18 protein-coding genes and 1 riboswitch are annotated in these 16315 nt (G+C 34.6%); of the genes, 2 read left to right on the forward strand and 16 right to left on the reverse strand.

Translation table 11 applies throughout. From position 1 onward, the window contains the following. Positions 1-192: 192 nt before the first annotated feature. On the reverse strand, positions 193-867 hold the full coding sequence (locus REB14_RS05430; protein WP_309521692.1) for a DUF4919 domain-containing protein: 675 nt from the start codon (positions 865-867) through the stop codon (positions 193-195). 219 nt (positions 868-1086) lie between these two features. On the opposite strand from REB14_RS05430, the gene REB14_RS05435 reads away from it, so the two are divergent. Further along, positions 1087-1302 carry a hypothetical protein gene (locus tag REB14_RS05435; RefSeq protein WP_034696179.1) on the forward strand — a complete coding sequence of 72 codons (216 nt, stop codon included), beginning with the start codon at positions 1087-1089 and terminating at the stop codon, positions 1300-1302. 59 nt (positions 1303-1361) lie between these two features. Here REB14_RS05435 and REB14_RS05440 read toward each other — a convergent pair whose 3' ends face one another. Together REB14_RS05440 and REB14_RS05445 are read right to left on the reverse strand one after the other, a co-directional pair. Next, positions 1362-2657 carry an MFS transporter gene (locus REB14_RS05440; protein WP_309521693.1) on the reverse strand — a complete coding sequence of 432 codons (1296 nt, stop codon included), beginning with the start codon at positions 2655-2657 and terminating at the stop codon, positions 1362-1364. Positions 2658-2765: 108 nt separating this feature from the next. Then, positions 2766-3518, reverse strand: coding sequence for a DUF3575 domain-containing protein (locus REB14_RS05445; RefSeq protein ID WP_309521694.1), 753 nt, complete (start codon positions 3516-3518; stop codon positions 2766-2768). A gap of 168 nt (positions 3519-3686) precedes the next feature. On the opposite strand from REB14_RS05445, the gene REB14_RS05450 reads away from it, so the two are divergent. Further along, positions 3687-5771 carry an outer membrane beta-barrel protein gene (locus REB14_RS05450; RefSeq protein ID WP_309521695.1) on the forward strand — a complete coding sequence of 695 codons (2085 nt, stop codon included), beginning with the start codon at positions 3687-3689 and terminating at the stop codon, positions 5769-5771. A gap of 57 nt (positions 5772-5828) precedes the next feature. On the opposite strand, the gene REB14_RS05455 is transcribed toward REB14_RS05450, so the two are convergent. The 13 genes from REB14_RS05455 to REB14_RS05515 form a co-directional block, all read right to left on the reverse strand. After that, entirely contained in the window at positions 5829-6827 is a 999-nt protein-coding gene (locus tag REB14_RS05455) for a T9SS type A sorting domain-containing protein (protein WP_079243230.1), read from the reverse strand. A 134-nt stretch (positions 6828-6961) separates the two neighbouring features. Next, complete coding sequence (gene ribB / locus REB14_RS05460) at positions 6962-7609, reverse strand: 3,4-dihydroxy-2-butanone-4-phosphate synthase (RefSeq protein WP_034696171.1); 648 nt, start codon at positions 7607-7609, stop codon at positions 6962-6964. A gap of 92 nt (positions 7610-7701) precedes the next feature. Further along, positions 7702-7827, reverse strand: a riboswitch (FMN riboswitch). A 140-nt stretch (positions 7828-7967) separates the two neighbouring features. Next, positions 7968-8321 carry a DUF2200 domain-containing protein gene (locus REB14_RS05465; protein WP_079243229.1) on the reverse strand — a complete coding sequence of 118 codons (354 nt, stop codon included), beginning with the start codon at positions 8319-8321 and terminating at the stop codon, positions 7968-7970. Between the two features lie 9 nt (positions 8322-8330). Next, positions 8331-9107, reverse strand: coding sequence for an alpha/beta fold hydrolase (locus REB14_RS05470; RefSeq protein ID WP_309521696.1), 777 nt, complete (start codon positions 9105-9107; stop codon positions 8331-8333). Positions 9108-9855: 748 nt separating this feature from the next. Then, the gene (locus tag REB14_RS05475; protein WP_309521697.1) at positions 9856-10629 is read right to left on the reverse strand and encodes a hypothetical protein; all 774 of its coding nucleotides are present in this window, start codon (positions 10627-10629) and stop codon (positions 9856-9858) included. Between the two features lie 58 nt (positions 10630-10687). Beyond that, positions 10688-11191, reverse strand: coding sequence for a DinB family protein (locus REB14_RS05480; protein WP_309521698.1), 504 nt, complete (start codon positions 11189-11191; stop codon positions 10688-10690). A gap of 36 nt (positions 11192-11227) precedes the next feature. After that, a complete protein-coding gene (locus REB14_RS05485; protein WP_309521699.1) occupies positions 11228-11611 on the reverse strand; it encodes a 5-carboxymethyl-2-hydroxymuconate Delta-isomerase in 384 nt (127 codons plus the stop codon). A gap of 131 nt (positions 11612-11742) precedes the next feature. Continuing rightward, a complete protein-coding gene (locus REB14_RS05490) occupies positions 11743-13353 on the reverse strand; it encodes a serine hydrolase (protein WP_309521700.1) in 1611 nt (536 codons plus the stop codon). A gap of 82 nt (positions 13354-13435) precedes the next feature. Beyond that, complete coding sequence (locus REB14_RS05495; protein WP_309521701.1) at positions 13436-13870, reverse strand: hypothetical protein; 435 nt, start codon at positions 13868-13870, stop codon at positions 13436-13438. Positions 13871-13874: 4 nt separating this feature from the next. Continuing rightward, positions 13875-14375 carry a hypothetical protein gene (locus tag REB14_RS05500; protein WP_309521702.1) on the reverse strand — a complete coding sequence of 167 codons (501 nt, stop codon included), beginning with the start codon at positions 14373-14375 and terminating at the stop codon, positions 13875-13877. Next, positions 14359-14904, reverse strand: a complete 546-nt coding sequence (locus REB14_RS05505; protein ID WP_309521703.1) for a hypothetical protein — start codon at positions 14902-14904, stop codon at positions 14359-14361. The genes REB14_RS05500 and REB14_RS05505 overlap by 17 nt, the downstream gene beginning before the upstream one ends. Before the next feature lies 1 nt (position 14905). After that, entirely contained in the window at positions 14906-15697 is a 792-nt protein-coding gene (locus REB14_RS05510) for a hypothetical protein (protein ID WP_145953312.1), read from the reverse strand. A gap of 30 nt (positions 15698-15727) precedes the next feature. After that, on the reverse strand, positions 15728-16267 hold the full coding sequence (locus tag REB14_RS05515; protein WP_079243219.1) for a dihydrofolate reductase family protein: 540 nt from the start codon (positions 16265-16267) through the stop codon (positions 15728-15730). Positions 16268-16315: the final 48 nt, after the last annotated feature.

Here is a 16315-nt window from a genome sequence, read left to right on the forward strand (position 1 = left end):
TTGTCTTTTAGAGACGAAACTTTAAAAAATGTTACACAAGATTTAATTTTTTTTGAAAAAAATATCTTTCCTCCTTCCAAGCCCTTTTGTTTAGGGTAAATTCATATGAAATTTATTTTTATAAAAATTGATAACGGTCATTTCTGAATAGTAAAAACGTGATGAAATAATGAATAAAATATCAGAAAATTATTAATCTAATATCCTTCCATAGAATCTGCTGATGTCAAAATAAAAACCCGGAACTTTGTATTTATCCTTTTCAAATTCCTGATAATCACATTTTCCTTTCATACTTTGTGATTTTGTTTCCATTTGAAACCTGTTTAAAAGAACATATTCATCTGTTACAGAAATAACGTGAAAGCCTGTTTCACAGGTCAATCCATTACCTGAGGTAAGAATGGCATTTAATAACCCGTGGAAATTTCCTGCGATTTTTTCAGCAGTGGTGTCATCATTATCCAAATGATACAAATAGGCGAGATAATTCATGGCCCTAAGATCCAGAGGATTTTCATCCAATGCACCCAAAAATAACTGAATTCCCTTCGAAAGATCTTTTTGTGAAATACCTTCTCCACGATAATATTTGGCAACTTCTTCTGACTTCTTTCCAATTTTATAAGGTTGATAGTCTTTTTGAAAGGTATATCCGAAATAAAGATGACGGTATTGATTACTTGTAAGAAGCGTATCGTTCTGTTTTAACCTCTTTAAAAGTTTCGGATAATAGAATTCTGAATTTTTATCCTCAATATTTTTTTGAATTTCCACATAATCCGGTGCTTTAAATTGCATTTTTTGACCATGCAGGAAAGTAAGCAGTAGTAAAAAGAATAAAGAGAAAAATGCTTTATTATTCATGGTTTGTATAAGGTTGTTACAATTTTTTTTTGAGGTTAAAAATATGAAATATGCATCAATCGAATAATATCGACCTACTATTTGTAAAAAAAATAATAAAATATTGTCAAAGTGTTACTTTGTGTCAATAAATTTACTAACTTTATTCGGAATTTGAGATGTTACCCCTCACATTTGAAGGGGTGAATGGAATTTTTAACTAAAAAACTATAAATATTAATGAGCAGTAGTATCCAAGATGAATTTAAAGTCTTCAAAGACGAATTAAGAAAGTTGAATATCGAAGTACAGAAAGTTGTAAAAGTAGGAAACGGTAGTATGGATTTCCACGAGGTTTTCTACAAATCACCGAGGTATGAAGAGGTAAAAAGTATATACGTCCAGCGTCATAATCTGGATAGTATGATTGAAAAATTTAAACAGGCCTATCATTAAAAAATAGAACGAGCGCCGCAGATTTTCTGCGGCGTTCAATTTTTATATTATTTCTGATATTAATCTTTATCCAGTGCAGACGTTTTCTTGGTGTCTTTCATTCCAACATAAACAACCAGAGAAAAAAGAATACAACCGGTAATGTACCAATAAAAATATTCTTCAGATCCTATCTTTTTAAACCAAAGTGCAATATATTCCGCTGTTCCTCCAAATACAGCTACAGTAATAGCATAAGGCAAACCTACACCAAGTGCTCTGATTTCGGAAGGGAAAAGTTCTGCCTTTACCACTGCATTAATGGAAGTGTATCCGCTGACAATAATTAACGCTGCCATAATCAGGAAAAATGCAGTCCAAATGGATGTAGTTGTACTTAATGCTGTAAGAAGCGGAACCGTACACAAAGTTCCCAGAATACCAAAACCTAAAAGAAGCGGTCTTCTTCCGATTTTATCAGATAACCCTCCAAAGACAGGCTGAAGACAGGCGAAAATAAATAACGAAATGAAAGAAACTAATGTAGACTCTTCCTTGGTAAGATGTACCGTATTCACCAGAAATTTCTGCATATAAGTTGTATAGGTATAAAATGCCAATGTTCCTCCTAAAGTAAGGCCTACAACAGTAAGCAGGGCTCTAGGATGTTTCAGAAGCTCTTTTACAGTTCCCTTTTTCTTTTCGCTGATTTCTTTTTTATTTTCAAAAGCTTCCGTTTCATGAAGGTTGGCTCTGAGGTATAATGCAATGATAGAAAGCATAGCCCCGATTACAAAAGGAATTCTCCATCCCCATTCTTCCAGCTGAGCTTCTGTGAGTAATAATTTTTGTAAAATAAGCTGAATTCCCAGTGCTATAAGCTGCCCGCCAATCAAAGTGACATATTGAAAACTTGAATAAAATCCTCTTCTGTCCTGTGTAGCCATTTCGCTGAGGTAAGTTGCGGAAACGCCATACTCACCGCCCACACTTAATCCCTGAAGTAATCTTGCCAGTAAAAGCAATAAAGGAGCAAGAATACCTATAGATTGATAAGTAGGAGTAAGGGCAATTAGTAAAGATCCAAAAGACATCAACAAAACAGAAAGTGTCATTGCTTTTTTTCTTCCCATCTTATCCGCAATGCTACCGAACAGCCATCCACCGATAGGACGCATAAGAAAGCCTACAGCAAATATTCCTGCGGTATTCATCAGTTGGGCATTCAGATCAGAATCCGGGAAAAATGAATGGGAAAAATAAATGGCAAAGGCTGCATACGCATACCAGTCATACCATTCCACAAGGTTTCCGATAGATCCACCTATGATGGCTTTAATTCTTTGAGCGGTAGTAATAGTGGACGAATTCATCATGATATTTTCCAGAAAGTTTTGTTAATTATAGCGTCCAAGATACAAATTTCAGAAAAAAATAAACCGCTCTGGAAAAGAACGGTTTGTATAAATAAAGGATTATTTTTTTTAAAATCTATACCCAATGGAAAGTCCGCTTCGGAAACCCGCCCAGGGGCCATCCACTTTTATTCTGGCGCCATTGGCATTCGTTTCTACCGTATATTTTACAAACGGAATATCCAGATTTTCAATTTCTTTTTTTAGCTGAGCCTGCATATCAGGAGTCAGTACATAATCTGAAGTCATGGTAAAATCACCTTTTCCGCTTCCATAATGAGCTCCTGCAATCCAGAAATCCAATACAAGATTCTGGCTTCTGGTCAAAAAGAATTGTACGCCGACCATTAATCCGCCACTGTTCCCTTTTGTATCTCCCTGTCCTTTAAGTGGTACCTGATAAGTGATTCCATTCGGACCGTTATAATCATAATAAAAATCAAAAGCATTGGATGTTACACTTGAATAGCGGTAATAGGGAGCAAAATAAAATCCTTTTCCATAACCTTTCCCGATATAAAACCTCGGCTCAATAGTGAAATTGGTTGCTTTTACCCTAAGATTCTGGAATCTTTTCTCATCTTCATCTTTCAGAAAAGCATTGATAAAGGGTACTTTTCCTTCAGGCATTGTTCCGAAACCGATATTCACGGAAAACCATTGGTTGATCGCCCGTTCATAAGACAGATTGATATTTCTGAATGCATAAGCCGTGACATTGGTCTTGATGATATTCATCTTCTCTGCTGAACTGTTCTGAATTTCCTGAGCTCTGAGAAAAGAAAACAGGAAGCACGGAATTAATATGAATACTTTTTTCATGACTCTATATTTTGTGATGTAAAAAATACCAGCAAAAAACGGGCTGGATTTAACATAATAACTGAAATTTTGAAGAAAACTTATTTATTGCTTTTTAATTGATCTGCTATTATAAATGTAACAAACATGAAGGATTGATTGTTTTAATGGTATAATTCATCTTCAGACATGAAAAAAACTATATATACCCTCTTCTTTCTTTGCTGCACTTTTATGTTTTCACAAGAGACGAAAAATGATACAGCTGATGCTGCGGCCACCAAAGAAATTCAGGAGGTTATTTTAAAATCTCAGCGTAAAAAACAGTTTGCAGACAAAGCTGTTTATACTTTTGATAAGGAGGCGCTGGAGAAAGCAAGATATGCAAAAGATCTGCTTCGTACTCTTCCTGAATTACAACTGGATCCGGTAGCCAATACCATTACCAGTACGAAAGGAGGAACGACACTATTTCTTATCAACGGGATTGAAGCTACCGATATGCAGATCCGAAGTATTGCACCCAGTGAGGTTGTAAAGGTAGAGTATTATGATATTCCACCGGCAAGATGGGCAACCAGGGCGGATACCGTTGTTAATATTCTGACAAAATCTACAGAAACAGGATATGTTTTCGGAGCTGATGTTTCTGCAGCTTTGAATACAGGATTTGTGAATGGTTCTGCCTATGCTGATTATACGAAGGGAAAAAATAATTTCGGACTGGAATATTCCCTGAATCTTAGAGATTATAATGACAGAAGAGTTAATAGTATCTATGATTATCAACTGAATGGAAAACATTACCGTTCTGATGAAAATAGAAAAGATCATTTCGGATATACTTTCCAGAATATTGCGTTACGCTATACCAGACTTGTTCCTGATGATTACGCTTTTCAGGCTAAACTGAATATGGATATTTTCAGCAGGTTTTCAAAAGGAGTAGGGCAGAGTGTTTTTACTGAGGATAATCTGAATGAAGAGCACAATATGTTCAAAAATAATGGCTCAGATTATGTGATCCCTAAGCTGGATCTTTATTATTCTAAAAAGATTGGGGAAAAAGATGAGTTGAGTATTAATGTTGTAGGTTCTCATTATACTACCAATACTACAGAAACAGCCAAAGAATGGATTGTAGGTTCAGGATTATCGGTATATGATAATGATATGGTATTGAAAGCAAAACAGACGAGTATGGTGGGAGAACTGGCGCATGTCCATGATTTTACAGCAGGAAAACTTTCATCCGGATACCGCATTTCAAGATCCTCTATTTCTAATGATCTGAATAACCTTGCCGGATATTCTCAATACAGTGTCACTTATCTGGAACAGTATTTTTATACTGAATTTGCTGGGAAAGTAGACAAATTAAGCTATCGTATTGGAGCGGGTCTTACCAATATTCACAACAAAAGTGCAGAGAATGTTTTTGATGAATGGACTTTTACTCCGAAGGTGATTTTAGCCTATCAGGTTAAAGGTAATCAGAATCTTCGTTTTACCGCAAGCTACAATCCAGTGAGTCCATGGAGTAATGCATTAAGTAGTAATGTAGTACAATTGGCTCCTAATATCGTTCAGAGAGGAAATCCTTTTTTACAATCCCAACAGGTTTTTTCTAATAATCTGACTTATTCTTTTAATAATAAGTATTTTGATTTCAATGCAGGTTTATTTTACCGATATACGAACAGGGTAATCAATCAGTATTACGTTCATGATGAGGTATTGAATGGATATGCACTGACTTATGAAAATGGAAAAAATGCTCAGAGATATGGAGCTCAGTTAACAGGATCTTATAAACCTTTTGGGAATAGTCTCCTTGTTATCAAAGCTGTGATTACACCCACTTCTGAAACAGTAAGAACAAGCAAAGGAGCTTTGATAAAAAATAATTATTTAGGAAATTATTTTTCGCTTTCTTCAGAATATAAATCTTTTTCCGTTCAGTATCAGTTCAATATTCCTGTGTATAGTCTCAATGGAGCATTCCTGAATACGAATGAAAATCAAAATAATATTTTTGTGAGCTATAAGCATAAAAACTGGACATTTTCCACAGGCATGTACTGGATAGGAATGCCTTCAGAATATAAAACGAAAAGTTTACCGGAAAGCCTGGTAGATTATAAAATTCATACACAGATTATGAACAATAAGTCCATGTTTGTATTAGGGCTAAGCTATGATTTCTCGAAAGGGAAGAAAACCGAAATTCAGCGAAAGCTTAATAATGAAACAGCTCCTGCAGCTACCTTTTAGTAGATGTAAGGTTGAATGTTAACAAAAAATCCCCGCTCATTGGAGCGGGGATTTTTATTATTTCTTGATGAATTTTGTATTCTTTGTTTCTGCAGCATTTTTTCCACTGATCTCAATGAAATAAGATGCTGGTGGAAGATCTGAGATTTGAATGTTTCCAGATTTTACATCGGAAGTCTTAACCAGTTTACCATCCAAACTGTAAATGTTGGCTTTAGAATAATTATCTGTATTTCCTTTGAAACCGATAAAATCCTGAGCAGGGTTTGGATAAACTACTAGGCTTTCTTTTTTCACAGCATTGTTTACAGCCAGGAATGTCTCATTTAATGCAAATGAAGTGATTACATTCTGGTTGATACTCAACAACGGAATGCTGATATTTCCGTTGGTAGAATTTAGCAATGCATATCTGTGAGAAGCATCGTAATAAGAATAGGCCGTATTGGTAATGGCACCAATAGGGTTAGAATAAGTAATATCAAAAGATGAATATAGGTTCAGGTTTTGTGTAAATTTTACTCTAAGGACATTACTGTATGTTTGATTACCGATAATTAATGTTCCGTATGCATCAGCAATGGAAGTCATTGTACCGCTGAATAATCCATTAGCGGAAGATGAAGAGAAAGTTCCTTTAGCTGTATCGTTTTGTGCCGGTCCATAAGTTGTTGGATAATTAATATGAGTACCGTTATCTACATTAAAGTTTAACGTTGCCTGTGAATTTACCATTCCTGTAATCTCCAGTTTAGCAGATGAAGCTTTGTAATAAACGGTGGTTGCACCGTCTATCATTTTAATTGTGGAACCTGGAAAAGTCGCTATTTCAGTAGAAGTAGGAGTTGAATAGGTTGTTTGTGATGCTGCTCCCATCGTAAGTCCTGAGTTTGAGAATGTAGCGTTAGGTCCGGTTGCAGAGTTGTTTACTCCTCCGCTTGCAAGATTGTAATTAACAACGTTTCCAGAAATAGGGTCATTTGCCACTTTAGTAAGTGTGATCTGCGCGGAAAACATCGCAGATGCTCCTAATAAAAGGAGTAAAGATTTTTTCATAGTCAAAATTTTTTGTTAAAAATAAATAAAAAATGGTATTCAATTATCAAATTAATGAGTTTTTAGTTAAATTTTTAATAAAAACGCCTGCTGGTCGGATCAACAGGCGGTCTGTGCGTTAAAAATGTTTATGTTTAGTTGCTTATTACCATTTTACGGTAAGCGTAAATATCCTCGATGGTCACAACACTCATCCCTTTTTTGATGGCAAAATCAACAATCTCCGGAAGTCTTGCCATAGAACCGTCTTCATTCGTCAGTTCACAAAGTACAGCATCGTTACCCAAGTTAGCCATTTTTACAAGGTCAACACTGCCTTCAGTATGGCCACGTCTTTCAAATACTCCACCTTCTCTTGCAATTAAGGGGAATACATGACCTGGGCTTGCAATGTGCTCTGCCTGTGCATTTGATGCTACGGCTGTTCTGATGGTTGTTACACGGTCTTTTGCGGAAACACCTGATTCCACACCTTCTCTGGCTTCAATGGAAATGGTGAATGCAGTTTGATTTTTTGAATTGTTGTTTTCCACCATTGGACGAAGGTTGAGGTGTCGGCTTTTTTCCTCAGAAATACACAAGCATACAATACCGCTGCATTCGCGGATTAGAAGTGCCATGTCCTGCTCTGTAATAGTGGAAGCGGGGAAGATGATGTCGCCTTCGTTTTCACGATTTTCGTCATCTACTAAAAGAATACCTTTTCCCTTTTGTAATGTCTGAAGTGCTTTTTCTACACGTTCTCTGGAGGTAGCTCCAAATTGTTCTAATAATTTTTCCATGTTATTTTACTTTTAAAAGTTAAAATACTCTTCGGTACATGGAAATGAAATACAACGCAACAAGAATCCATAAGGAATCTTATTGGTCATCTCATTTTCTTCTCCCATCCAGACTTTAACTGTCGGTTCCGGAATTTCACCAGATCAGTCCTTTCCGAAGAAAGGAGTCGCGGACTGTAACCGCCGGTAGGGAATTTCACCCTGCCCCGAAGAAAACTTATACTAAGTTTTGCTGTATGTTGTAATTTAAATTTTTATTTCATTGAATAGTTTTAACGCACAGACCGCTAATTTCGGGAAGTTTTTTGAATTGGAGAAGAGATTTTTCAGATTTATAAGTTTGTAAGGATATTTATTTTTAAACTGCTCTTAATATTTTTTCCATCTTCTTTCCTTTCGCCAATTCATCAATCAGTTTGTCCAGATACCGGATATTTCTCATCAGTACATCTTCAATTTCTTCCACACGATATCCACAAATGACTCCTTTAATTAATGAAACATTGGGATTCATCTGTGGAGCCTGTTCAAAAAATGTTTTGAAGTTAGTTTTATGGTCCAGTATTTCCTGCAGTTTTTTTTCGTCATATCCTGTCAGCCAGAATATGATTTCATGTACCTCTTCTTTGGTGCGCCCCTTTTTTTCGGCTTTTTGAATATAATGTGGGTAAACGCTGGAGAATGCTGTTGCGAAAATTCTGGTATTTTGCATGGTTAAGTATTAGATTAGTTTTTTGATAACGTTATCAAGAATAGTATTGAATTCAGTTGGCTTTTCCAACATAGGATAATGTCCAACTCCTTCAATGGTCACGTAGTCATAGTTTTTCATATATTTTCGATTGGTTTCCGCATCGGTAGGAGAAGCATCCGAATTGATGGCGATCACTGGCACCTGAACCTGCTTTGCAATTGTATTGATATCAGCTTTGTAAAGCGGTCTGAGGACATTGATTGCCAGTTCAGGGTCATTCTGAAGAAATTCGTGCTGGAGTCTTTCTTTTACGTCAGAAGGAGTTTGTTCGACAAACAGATATTGCGGAAGAATGTTTTCCACAGTATACTTAAAATCGGTTCTGTACTGTGATAAAACTTCTTCAGTCTGTTCTTCCGTATAAGATTCATCTAAATTTTTCAGGGTATCAATCAGAATTAACGCTTTCACCTGCGGGATTTTCAGTGAAGCCTCAAGCACATAAGCTCCGGACATAGAATGCCCTACAAGTATAATTTCATTTGAATGAACAACATCAGCAACAGCTTTAATGTCATCCGCATATCTTGTGCTTGTCCATTCCTGTCTGGAAGAATCAGATTTTCCATGTCCTGCAAGATCCATTTGTACAATATGATACCGGCTGCTAAAATATTTCTGCTGGTTTTCCCACCATTCGGTATTGCCAAGCCATCCGTGGATGAAGATCAATGTTGTGTTCCCTTTTCCGAATTCTTTATAATGAATTTTCTGACCGTCTGATGATATTGTGTATTTTTCCATATGAAATTGAGTGTATGGGTCTGGTTTATTTTAAAGTCTAATTTACGAAAAGACATATAAATACAATTTTCAGGAATTAAAATTTATAGTACTGCTTGCCGGGATAAGGAATGATGCTTTCCATGATGTCTGTTGTTGTCATTTGAATGAGGATATTGGGTTGTTGCATTTGTTCTCATTGTGGATAACTTTTCATCATAAAGTATAATATTAGTTGCAGATACCTGCATGTTTGTGTCCGTTGATTTTTAATTGAGCATCCGGAAAAGGTAAATTAAATAGATCATAATATTAACGGTTTATATTGTAAATGTGTTTTTAATATTCTGAATATAATGTGGTTGTATATTTTGTTTTTAATGCAATTCATAAAAAATATTCATCATAAGTGATGAATAAATGTTTGTTGTTTAAAATTATCAAGATGGAATTAATGAAAAAGAAAGACCTGAAAATGTGGAAAATTTATCCACAGAACTTATCCACACTATTTGCTGTTGTGGAAATTTCGAAAAAATTAATAAGTATTGTAAATTGAAGAAATATAGGTGATTACAGACTTGTTTTTAATAATTTAAAAACTTATCCATACTTTACCCACAGTGACAAATTGAATTGTGAAAAGTTATCCACAACTGTATAAAGATGCGGATAACTGTTTGTTTTCAATTTAATCATTTTAAAACCAGATAGATATGATTTTTTTTCTTACTATTCCGAAATACTCTATTATACTTATCCACAAAATTTATAATTCTAATGGATTAATGAGCGTAAATGATTTTTTATTGACTTGGTAAAAACACCCATTTTCAGTAGACTGCACATTTTTAAAATCAGAACCTATTGGACGGAGCTCCCGCGAATGTAGATTCCAGACAAGAAAACTTGTTTTGTCTTTATAGGTTGAATGAAATATAACATTACCTGCCTTTGCAGATACAGATTGAGCGCCTATGCAAACAGGGGGAATTTCATAACTGACAAGATTAAAGTTACTTATATCCAGTTCCTGCAACATAAAATTTCCATAACCATTAAAAACTATTTTTCCATTTCCCAGATTGGCAACACAATAGCAATCGATAAGCTGGTCTTGTAAATTGCTTGAATTAAAACCAAAAACTTGCTCCCCGTTAAGATTGAATACAGCCAATGCATCAGAGTCAGGTTTATCACCTCGTAAAATACCTTCATCAAAATACGAGACTATTATTTTTTTGCCATTTATCTTAATGTCATTAATTGAAGTTCCAATATTAAATTTTACATAAGGCTTTCCCATATAGTCGATGATTAAAGCATTTTCTATTGAGGTTGGACGGTCAAGTACAATTAAAATTTTTTCTTCATTAATGATTCTAGCCATTAAGATATCAGCTTCTAATTCTAATGGTGTTTCTGTGCCAGAGATTATCACTCTGTTTCTGGAAGTTATGGCAATAAAATTTCCTAGTTCATTTGTTGAAAGATGCTTGATGTTCTCCTGGAATAAATCAGGTTCTATGGTTGTAGTGGTCATAATGATAGGATCAAACTATAAATTATTATCTTTTTAAGGGATAGAAAAGATATGTTTTTTATTGCTGATCTTTGTAAATATTCCAGAAATTAAAATCCGTCATAGGAGCATCCGTGATTCCTATATTTCTTCCCATTGTTACGATTTGTCCTCTGTGATATGTTCCGTGAAGAATAGCATGCTGTATATATTCGTATTTGGAAAAATCACACTGAAACCATTGGGACTCTATCTTTACATTTTTTGAAAGTTCTTCTTCAGATAAACTTTCCACATAATCTACCAGTTTCTGCGAATTATTTTTTATGGCATTGAAAACATCTTCTTTGCTGGTGGTCTCTGTTGTTTTTACAAAATCAAAATCATTCTTTTCAGAAATATGACTCCACCAATATTCCTGTGTTTGCCAGATGTGGTGTAATGTTTTTAAAATAGTCGGAAAACTGGAAATAGTTTCCTGGTTCAATTGTTCATCAGACTTTGTGGATAACCAGTCGATATATTTATTGACTACCCAATTGTTGTACTGTACACTTTTGCTGACTAATGTTTTTAAGCTCATATTATTAATGTTTAGTTGTGTGTGTAAAGGTGAATGTTATAAACCAAAATGCCTGTCCTGGTCTGAATTTTCAGGATTGATGAGTGCTTTGTTACTGTACGTTGCCGCCTCAAAATCATTGATATTGACAGAAAGAAAAGAAATATCAGGCAGCAATGCTGAAAGCCGGGTACAGATCTGCTTTGAAAGATCTGCTTTTTGTTCTGTATTGCGTCCCTGCATAATATACCCAAACACATGGAAAAAATTTTTCTTACCTGTGCCTAATGTGTAATACTGATAGGGTTGAAGTCTTACCTTGATGTCATTGGGAGCAAACAGTCCTGTTCCGTCTGCCGCTTCATAAACGGCATCCATCAATTCATTGGGTGTTCTCTGCTGAAGAATATCCTGCGAACAATCTATTATAAAATGAGGCATAGATTCTATTTTGTGTTTGATTTTGTGTGAGATAAAAATAATAAAAAATAGTAATGGATATTCAAAATAAAAAACCATTCTAAAACAGAATGGTTTGAAAATGTGTATTTTTTACTTTGTGAATGCTGATTTTATGGATTTGATTTTTTAATGCTGTATTGTGGTTGTACCGCATTGGTCATGTCAAGTACAATATCATAAATTCCATCTTCATTAACTGGAAAATCGTAGGCATCAAAGGCAATACTTTTATTATCATTATTCAGACCGAGGCTGTATCCCCAGTCATTATTAAATCTGAATTTCAGGTTGCCTTTTTTCAATGCATAGTTTTTCAGAAAATAAATATTCGGATTTTTAGGATCTGTTTGTAACGGAATATCTTTTCCATCCCAACCGTTCGGAGTGGCATTTCCAATAATTCCCCACGTAAGAGTATTGGTATTTCTTTTTGCTGTTTTTACAGTTCCATCCCAGAAATGGATGACAACGGTATTTATTTTTCCGTTTTGATCCGGTTGGAACGTACAGGTGAATTTTTCATCCAGCTGAAATGATGTTTTGCTTTTTGGCAACAAGGAATTTCTTGGATAGCTGCCTTCTTTGAAAACAAGTTGCCCATCGTTACTGGTGATATAAAAATTTGAATTTTCTGTGGAATAAACACCTTCCAGCTTTTTTAAATCTTCCACACTCACTTTTGCAATAGCCGGAATGCTATATGGTTTATCGTACAGTATTTTTTCTACTTGAGGAATAATAAAATCGGAGTGCGAAAGTTCTGAATTGGAAATTAGAATCACACAAATATCATCATCCAGAACTCTGTAATATCGGCTTCTATAACCAGGTCCACCACCATCATGACCAACCCGTTTTTTATCAAAACCCGTCGAGATCTGGAAACCTAAGCCATAATGATCTTTAAGATAAGGGGTAAAAGCTTTATCTGTGGTCTCTTTTTTAAGAAGGGTATAGTTTTTTAACGCTTCATTAAATTTAAAAAGATCTTCTACCGTAGAATACATTGCCCCTGCAGCAAAAGGATGATCGGTTTTGAAACGTAATGCTTCGTTAGACCTTTTGTCAGATAAAAACTCATATCCAAATGCTTTGTTTTCATCCGTCACATTATTGAAGTTGAATCCGCTATGATTCATTTTCAGAGGTTTCAGTATATTATTTTCTATGACCTGATCATAATTCAGACCTGTAACTTTCTTAATGATATAACCGAGAATATAATACCCGGAATTGGAGTAATCCCAATCTTTACCAGGGGAAAAATTCAAAGGTTTTGCAGCAATATATTTTAAAAATGTTTCCTCATCTATGGTGTATTCGGAGTTGGTATCATTAGGAATCCCTGAAGTATGGGATAGCAGCTGGGCAATGGTAATGCTGTTGCCTTTCGGAAAGGCAGGATAATATTTGGAGAGTTTGTCATTCAAAGATAATTTTCCCTGTTCTTCCAACTGAAAAATAACAGTTGCCGTGAACATTTTTGTGGTGGAGAAAACTCTGTAAAGACTGTTGTTGGTATTTTTCTCTTTTTTAGGAGCATTTCTGTAACCATAGCTATTTTCAAAAATAATTTTTCCTTTTTCGGCAATCAAAACAGAGCCACTGAACAATCCTGATTTTTCATACGTTGAAAATAACTGGTCCAGTTTTTTGGATTTCTGTGAAAAAAGAGGGTGCACTGCAAGCATTAAAACGATACAGGTGAGAATAGATTTCATGTAATTTTTTAAATAAGACACTTTTAAGTGTGATAATATTACATGGGGTTTTAAAAATGTTTTATTGAAGAAGGGTAGAGAATTATTTAATTTGAATTAACGTTTTAACACCATACACCATGATCATAGAAGCTTTTCCTGTTTCAATAAAATATTTTACGGTTTTTCCATGTTCCAGAATAATTTTTCCGAAAGTAAACTTCTCATTTCCGTACCCCTTAAAATTTCCATATAATCCATTTTCTGCATTTTTAATGAGTCCGGATTCTAAAATCCCGTTTTCTGATGTGATCAATTTCTGAGTCGTCAGAATACTGTAATTATCTAAGTTGACAATAGTAGAACAGATCAGAAGTTCTTCTTCATTTAATTGAATTGGGATGTCAGGATATGCATTATAAAAAGAATGATTGTCTTCATAAAATTTTGTCCATTGAAAAGCATCGTAGGGTTTAAAGGTAGTTCTTTTTATTTTTGAAATACAGATGCGGTGTTTTAATTGATCGGTTTTCTTCATTTTACTACCACATTTTTTTTATTTCATCTGTTATTTCACAGGCTTTGGTTTCGGTGATCCAGTCTACAACTCTTATTTCGTTGTTATTTTGTATGAAAACAACAGAATAGGTTGAACCACTCATAGAAAGATGGTAACGAACTCCGAATTTATATTTTTCTACCTGAAAATCTTTTACCTGAATCTGATCAATTTCTTTTTTTAAATAGATTTGGGGACTGGTAAACAATTTCTTTTTATGTCGGACTGTGATTTTTTCGGGTTCAATGATGAGGATTGTTTTTCCGAAAGTATTCCATAACCAGATATATAGAAATAGTATAAAAAATGCCGCAAAAGGAGTAGCAAATGAAATGTAGTTTACAATAAAAAAGAAACCTTCTGCCTGGATGCTTAAAAGAGGAATAATAATCAGGATAATAAGAGAAAGGATCAACAGGCCTAACCCCAATATAATGGTCACAGCCCAATTGGTTCTGTTTTTTATTTCAATGGTGACCGGCATAATCATCTATCTTTAGAGCAAGTTTTTTTTCATATAATTTTGTTTTCTTAAGTCCGAAATTGTTCATCTTCATCGTTGGTGAATTCAGCTCCCAAGTTGGAAGATGAGTCGAAAGCTGATCTTCTAATTTTACGATTCCCGGGGTTACCTTTTGATCAAATTCATAACTTTTTTTATGTGTCATGATTTCCAGTCCGGATTGCTTTTTATCAAATGGAGAAGGAATAGTCAATGAGTAAACAGATATTATTTCATCCCATTTTATAAATTCTGTTCCGCTATTCTGCCTGAAAAAAAATCCATCTTTTGTGTATTGAAAGATTCCATCAAATGTATGCAGGCTATTTATTTCCTTTTCAAATGAATCATAATCTTTTTCTTCAGGAGAATAGAGTTTAGTAATGGAAAATACAAGAACCACAAAACAAAGAAAAATAATAGCAAATGTTATTTTTTTGTCGTCATAAACAGGGTAGTTATAAAGGGTCAGAACTAATACCAGACCTGTAGCAGCAATGATTTTTTTCATCCTATATTTTTTCAAAGTACTTCCCTTTGAACTGGTAACGGATTTTCTTTTCTGTAATCTTAGAATCATCAAGAATTAACGGAATACTGATGATTTTCTTTTTAGGATCATATTGAATATCCAGGTTTTCAAATGTTTTGGTTTTGATTGAATTATTGGTGTTAGGAGATGCTATAAAATCCAATTCATAGCTTAACTCATTTTGGATTCCGGAAGCGGTTTTTATAAGTTTAGCATTGCTGTTCAATTTTCCATTGTCAATAGAAAAAACTTTTACTCTATAGTAATAAAGTGCAGTGCTGTATACAGAAATGTTCTGGGCCAGATAATACTTTTTATTCTGTGATACAATATCATTAATCTGATAATAATTGGATTCTGCATCCTGCTCCATATCGCTTTTCAACGTTTCACTCTGTACTTTTTTACCGGATTCGTACTGGAAAACACTTCTGTAAAAACGCATTGTTCCTCCGGTTAACGTATTCCAAGAATAGATTCTAAATTTCCCATCTTCTGACGAACTGATAACTAAACCACTTTTTGTAAGTGATTTAAAATCATGCCTTAGGGTTTGAGGATTGGATGATGTATAGTGATGTAATAATTTTTCGAACTTTCTATTGGCAGCGTAAAGAGAGTCCTCGGTGAGGATATTCTTGCGGCTTGTATCATACCAGTATTGAATTCTTTGAAAAGAACGGTTAAGTTTTTTTTCAATGACAGAAATATTTTGTCCGGACATCATACAGGAAGCCACCATACAAAAAAAGATTCCTACTATTTTTTTCATGATTGTGGTTAATTCGTTTTTTATTTTGGCTTAAACTTCATAAATAAGCTGTACTACACCGGATTTGAAAACATTGGTTTTCACCAATTTTAGATGCAGTCTTTCCTTTAAATCTTCAAAAAGAGGCTTTCCTTTTCCCAGAGCAATTGGGTGAACAGATATTCTGTAGGTATCAATAAGATTATGCTGAATAAATGTTTTAATAAGACTTGCTCCTCCATACAACCAGATGTCTTTTCCTCCCTGACTTTTTATTTCCGAAACTTTTTCCACAATATCCGAACTGATAAAAACAGCATTCTCATCTTCTCTGTTTTGACTGGAAAAGACAAATTTATTCTTTGAATGGACTGCTTCCCAAAGTTTTTGTTCTTCTAAACCTGAATTTTCTTCCGGCTGATAATTTCCCCATGCGTCATAACTTACTCTTCCATAGAAAATAGTGTCTATGCCGGAAAGAAATCCATCAAAATCCATATCATCATCCATGATACACCAGTCGGTTTCTCCGTTGGGTCCTTCAATAAATCCGTCTAATGTAATGGCAAGGTCTAGTATTATTTTTTTCATTTTGGATTGGGTATTATTTTATTTTAAGACATGAGATTTCAGAACAAA

Source organism: Chryseobacterium metallicongregator (genome assembly GCF_031324065.1).
GTDB lineage: Bacteria > Bacteroidota > Bacteroidia > Flavobacteriales > Weeksellaceae > Chryseobacterium > Chryseobacterium metallicongregator.